This is a genomic window from Flavobacterium cryophilum (genome assembly GCF_048286555.1).
Classification (GTDB): domain Bacteria; phylum Bacteroidota; class Bacteroidia; order Flavobacteriales; family Flavobacteriaceae; genus Flavobacterium.
The window spans coordinates 263,873-270,318 of the sequence record NZ_JBLVPZ010000003.1 but is presented as its reverse complement, the minus strand read 5'-3'; the positions used below and the strand labels follow the sequence as shown (position 1 = coordinate 270,318).

3 protein-coding genes are annotated in these 6,446 nt (G+C 36.4%); 2 read left to right on the top strand and 1 reads right to left on the bottom strand.

The features are described 5' to 3' along the window. Positions 1 to 3,287 (bottom strand): beta strand repeat-containing protein (locus tag ACNQGJ_RS07940; protein WP_417980333.1); only part of this gene is annotated, 3,287 nt, incomplete at its 3' end. A 558-nt stretch (positions 3,288 to 3,845) separates the two neighbouring features. Here ACNQGJ_RS07940 and ACNQGJ_RS07935 point away from each other — a divergent pair. Together ACNQGJ_RS07935 and ppk1 are read left to right on the top strand one after the other, a co-directional pair. Beyond that, positions 3,846 to 4,331 (top strand): SixA phosphatase family protein, encoded by a 486-nt coding sequence (locus ACNQGJ_RS07935; RefSeq protein WP_417971798.1) that lies wholly within the window; start codon positions 3,846 to 3,848, stop codon positions 4,329 to 4,331. Continuing rightward, entirely contained in the window at positions 4,328 to 6,415 is a 2,088-nt protein-coding gene (ppk1, locus tag ACNQGJ_RS07930; RefSeq protein WP_417971796.1) for a polyphosphate kinase 1, read from the top strand. Before ACNQGJ_RS07935 ends, ppk1 begins: the two co-directional genes overlap by 4 nt. Positions 6,416 to 6,446 lie beyond the last annotated feature (31 nt).

Genomic DNA, 6,446 nt, shown 5'->3' with positions numbered 1-6,446 from the left:
TCGGTATACCAAGTAATGGTACCACCTGTTGCAGTAGCCGTTAGCGTTTGAATAGGAGATGCTTGACAAACGGTCTGGTTTCCGCCAGAAGTTGGAGCCACCGGAGCCGCATTGATAGTCAATGTAACCGGAGTTCTTGTACTACTGGAACAAGTTCCATTATCAGCTTGTGCATAATAGGTTATGGTTCCCACCGCATTAAGGGTAGGATTTGTTACCAATGTTCCAGAAGTTGCATCGGTATACCAAGTAATGGTACCACCTGTTGCAGTAGCCGTTAGTGTTTGAATAGGAGATGTTTGACAAACGGTTTGGTTTCCGCCAGAAGTTGGAGCCACCGGAGTCGCATTGATAGTCAATGTAACGGGAGTTCTTGCAAGACAGGAACAAGTTCCGTTAGCAGTTTGTGCATAATAGGTTACCGTTCCCACTGCATTAAGGGTAGGATTTGTTACCAATGTTCCAGCAGTAGCATCGGTATACCAAGTAATGGTACCACCTGTTGCAGTAGCCGTTAGCGTTTGAATAGGAGATGCTTGACAAACGGTCTGGTTTCCGCCAGAAGTTGGAGCCACCGGAGCCGCATTGATAGTCAATGTAACCGGAGTTCTTGTACTACTGGAACAAGTTCCATTAGCAGCTTGTGCATAATAGGTTATGGTTCCCACCGCATTAAGTGTAGGATTTGTTACCAATGTTCCAGCAGTTGCATCGGTATACCAAGTAATGGTACCACCTATTGCAGTAGCCGTTAGCGTTTGAATAGGAGATGCTTGACAAACGGTCTGGTTTCCGCCAGAAGTTGGAGCCACCGGAGTCGCATTGATAGTTAATGTAACGGGAGTTCTTGCAAGACAGGAACAAGTTCCATTAGCAGTTTGTGCATAATAGGTTACCGTTCCCACCGCACTAAGGGTAGGATTTGTTACCAATGTTCCAGCAGTAGCGTCGGTATACCAAGTAATGGTACCACCTGTTGCAGTAGCCGTTAGCGTTTGAATAGGAGATGCTTGACAAACGGTCTGATCTCCACCAGAAGTTGGAGCCACCGGAGCCGCATTGATAGTCAATGTAACCGGAGTTCTTGTACTACTGAAACAAGTTCCATTAGCAGCTTGTGCATAATAGGTTACAGTTCCAACCACACTAAGGGTAGGATTTGTTACCAATGTTCCAGCAGTAGCGTCGGTATACCAAGTAATGGTACCACCTATTGCAGTAGCCGTTAGCGTTTGAATAGGAGATGCTTGACAAACGGTCTGGTTTCCGCCAGAAGTTGGAGCCACCGGAGTCGCATTGATAGTTAATGTAACTGGAGTTCTTGCAAGACAGGAACAAGTTCCATTAGCAGTTTGTGCATAATAGGTTACCGTTCCCACCGCACTAAGGGTAGGATTTGTTACCAATGTTCCAGCAGTAGCGTCGGTATACCAAGTAATGGTACCACCTGTTGCAGTAGCCGTTAGCGTTTGAATAGGAGATGCTTGACAAACGGTCTGATCTCCACCAGAAGTTGGAGCCACCGGAGCCGCATTGATAGTCAATGTAACCGGAGTTCTTGTACTACTGAAACAAGTTCCATTAGCAGCTTGTGCATAATAGGTTACCGTTCCCACCGCACTAAGGGTAGGATTTGTTACCAATGTTCCAGCAGTAGCGTCGGTATACCAAGTAATGGTACCACCTATTGCAGTAGCCGTTAGCGTTTGAATAGGAGATGCTTGACAAACGGTTTGGTTTCCACCAGAAGTTGGAGCCACCGGAGTCGCATTGATAGTTAATGTAACCGCAGTTCTTGAACTACTGGAACAAGTTCCATTATCAGCTTGTGCATAATAGGTTACCGTTCCCACCGCACTAAGGGTAGGATTTGTTACCAATGTTCCAGCAGTAGCATCGGTATACCAAGTAATGGTACCACCTGTTGCAGTAGCCGTTAACGTTTGAATAGGAGATGCTTGACAAACGGTCTGGTTTCCACCAGAAGTTGGAGCCACCGGAGCCGCATTGATAGTCAATGTAACCGGAGTTCTTGTACTACTGGAACAAGTTCCATTAGCAGCTTGTGCATAATAGGTTACGGTTCCCACAACACTAAGGGTAGGATTTGTTACCAATGTTCCAGCAGTTGCATCGGTATACCAAGTAATTGTACCACCGGTTGCAGTAGCCGTTAACGTTTGAATAGGAGATGCTTGACAAACGGTCTGGTTTCCACCAGACGTGGGAGCCACCGGTAATGATGCAGAAGCAATAGTAACACTGGTAGAAGCTGTACATAAATTAGAATCTTTTACCTCAATCGTATATGTTCCAAAAGGTAAGTTATTAACTGTCGCTGTGGACCCTATTAAAACATTTGATGAGTTTTTCCATGAATAAGTGTAAGACTCTGTTCCTCCAAAAGCAGTAACAGATACAGATCCGCTATTTTGACCACTACAATTTGCATTTGTGGAAGATCCTGATACAGTAAGCTCGGCAGGGCTGTTAATTAATAATGAATATGTATTGAAAATACCCTTAGAATCAGTGACTTTTAGTTTAGCAGTGTTGTTAGATGTAGTATATGTATAAATAGGATTTGCTATAGTAGAATCGATTGTGCCGTTATTATCAAAATCCCATGCATAAGTGTACGGTGCTGTTCCTCCATTTGTGGTTGAAGTAAAATTGACTGTATTGTTTGTACCAACCTTACAAGCTTTATAAGTATATTGAACAGCTAGAGGTGCGGCAAAAAAAGTAGTTGTGCCAAATTCGCATTGTGAATTAGAATAGGTTTGACAACTATAAGTAGAGTTTGCATTAAGTTGTGCGTCACCATTACCTGGTTTCCAAACCACCAATACATTTGTAAAAGACAAAGTTTGACCACAAACCCAATTTACTGGAACGGTTGTCAATTTAATTTTCCCGCCAAGGGTACCTTTTGTAGAGGCTAAAGTTCCAACATATGTGTTAATCTGCATAGGTGCACCATCGCCAATGGACAATGTAGCAAATACTCTTGCATTTGGAATGTCACTAGTTTGATTTTGGGTGTAATTCAACCATATAGTTACACTATATGTATCCACTCCAGCAATGCAAGTAGGATAAATATCCTGCAGAGGAGTTCCATCGTTAGTAGTTGCACTAAGGTAAACGTTTTTAGCATTTACATTGCCAGAAGAACAGGAATAATTACACGATCTTAAATCAGGATGTTGGGAATCAAATTGTGAATATATAGTACTAACAAACATAAATAAGGTCAGTAAAAAAAGGGTAGATTTTGTTTTCATACAATCAAATTTTAAAGTATTGTTTGTAATATAATTTTATTCTAAATCATAGTTTGTATTTCAATATTTATCTATAAAATAGTATCATTTTTTTTGGCTTGCTGAGTATTTAAAATGATATTTTTTTTATTTAAATGCTTGAATTTTAAGCTAATATAATTAGAAAGATTTAATAATATTTTTTTTTTCTATCAACTACCTAAATACTCGTTGAAACGACATTTTTTGTTAATAAATATTAAACAAAAACGGATGTTTACTAAGTTTTACAATAATTTTTTTATATTTTTTAACATTTTAATTCTAGATTATAATTTATTATTAACAATTAAAAAACAAGATAAAACTTAATAATTAAATTAAAAAAATATTTTACGGAAATGAAATATTTCACATTGAGTGTAAATAATTCTGTTTAATTTTTATAAAAAACAGTAATTGTAAAAAATATTATTCCTCATTTCGATCTAAATAAGCAATTGCATTTAAAATTTATTTTGTAATTTGTAAGGCTCAAATAAATTGATAAAATGCCATTGACAGATAAATATTGTTAGCATGAAAAATCTAATTTTAGTTCGGCATGCCAAATCAAGTTGGGAAGTTCCAATACGTGATAAAGATCGTGGTTTGACTTGCAAAGGAATGAAAGATGCTCATCTTGTTGCTGCTCAAGCAAAAGATTTTATACCAAAAACATATATTATTTGGGCTAGTTCTGCCAAAAGAGCAACAAACACAGCGTTAATTTTTGCTCAAAATTTAGCTTATCCAGTAGAAAGTATCATTTACAAAGACGATCTTTATACCTTTGATGAAAAAAAACTAGAGGAAAGTATTAAAGCGTGCAGTAATCTTTTCGAAAGTGTTATCGTTTTCGGACATAATGGTGCAATTACAAATTTTGTTAATAAATTTGGGGATGATTATATTGATAATATTCCTACAAGCGGTTTTGTGTTCATAAAATTAGATACCGATGATTGGAAAAAAATTAAAAAAGGTACAATAAAAAAAATAATATTCCCCAAAGATTTAAGATGAATAAAGTATTAGAATATAAATACATTGATAGAGAAAAAAGTTGGTTAGCCTTTAATGCCAGAGTACTTCAAGAAGCTGGTGATAATGCAGTTCCACTATTAGACAGACTACGGTTTTTAGGTATTTTTTCGAATAATTTAGATGAGTTTTTTAGAGTTCGTTTTGCAGCCATCAGACGTTTAAGTCTAACTGGAATAACTGGCGAAAAATATCTTGGAGGGATTTCTGCACAACAACTAGTAAAGGATATAACTGAAATTGTAATCCAACAACAGTCAGAAAGTTTAAGAATCTTAAATATTATCGAAGGTGAACTAGAGACTGAAAACATATTTATTATCACTGAAAATGATATTACTATCGAACAGGAAATCTTTTTGAAAGACTTTTTTATTCAAAAATTAAGTCCTGAATTAGTAACTATAATTTTAAATGATTTAGCCGAATTTCCTTTATTGAAAGATACTTCGGGGTACTTAGCCATTAAACTGGTTATGAATAAAAACGCTGAGGTGCGTTATGCCGTAATCGAAATCCCAAAAACAATTAACCGATTTGTTGTTTTACCATCAAATAATGAAAAGCATTTTGTCATACTTCTGGATGATGTCATAAGACATAATTTGAGCAGTATTTTCAATATTTTTGACTATGAAAGTATTTCTGCACACATGATAAAAATCACCAGAGATGCGCAGTTAGACATCGATAGTGATTTAAGCAAAAGTATGATCGAAAAAATATCATTGAGTGTTAAAGATCGTAGAATTGGAGAGCCAGTTCGTTTTATTTACGACCAATTGATAGAAGAAGATACCCTGCAATTTTTTCTTGATAAAATGAAAATCGTTTCTACGGACAGTATTATTCCTGGCGGTCGATACCACAACAGACGGGATTACATGAATTTTCCGAATCTGGGGCGATTTGATTTATTGTACAAAACCAATGACCCATTACCAATTCCAGGATTAAGTATGGAAGGGAGTATGTTGGAAAAAATTAGCGAAAGAGATTATTTGCTTAATGCTCCTTACCAATCCTTTTCCTATCTGACTAAGTTTTTGCGTGAAGCGGCATTAGACCCAAAAGTAACTTCGATTAAAATTACTTTATATCGATTGGCCAAAAATTCTCAAATCATTAGTTCACTGATAAATGCAGCCAAAAACGGAAAAAAAGTAACCGTTCAAATCGAATTGCAAGCGCGTTTTGATGAAGCTTCTAACATTTCGTATGCCGAACAAATGCAAACAGAAGGCATTGAATTAATCTTTGGAATAAAAGGACTAAAAGTACACAGTAAAATATGTGTTATTGAAAGAAATGAGAATAATAAAGTTAAACGATACGGCTTTATTTCGACAGGAAATTTCAATGAATCTACAGCTAAGGTCTACACCGATGTAACTCTTTTTACGAGTCATCAACAAATTCTGAAAGATATTGTGCGGATATTTGAGTTTTTTGATATCAATTACAGAGTGCACCGCTACAAACACCTCATTGTTTCACCGCATTATACCAGAAGCCGATTTATAAAATTGATTGACAGAGAGATTACGCATGCGTTAGCAGGCAGAAAAACACATATAAAGTTAAAGATGAATAGCTTATCTGATTTTGAAATGATCGATAAATTATACGAAGCCAGTAGAGCAGGAGTGAAAATTCAGCTCGAAGTGAGAGGAATTTGTTCACTAATACCTGGAATTTCAGGAATGAGTGATAATATCGAAGCAATAAGTATCGTAGATAATTATCTGGAACATTCCAGAATTTATATTTTTGGCAATGCAGGACAGACAGAAGTATACATTTCATCAGCTGATTTCATGACCAGAAATCTGGATGGTCGTGTAGAAGTGACCTGTCCAATATATGATCAGGAAATAAAAAATGAGTTAATCGATAACTTTGATATCGGTTGGAAAGGGAATGTCAAAGCTAGATTTCATTCTTATAAATTAGACAATAAATATAGAATTCGAAATCATAATCCTGTTTTTAGGGCACAATTAGAAACCTATAAATATTATCAAAGTAAAGTTGAATTAGAGTCAAAAACGGAAAAAATAGTATAATTATTTGTTCGAGTTGAGTTTAATATTTTTA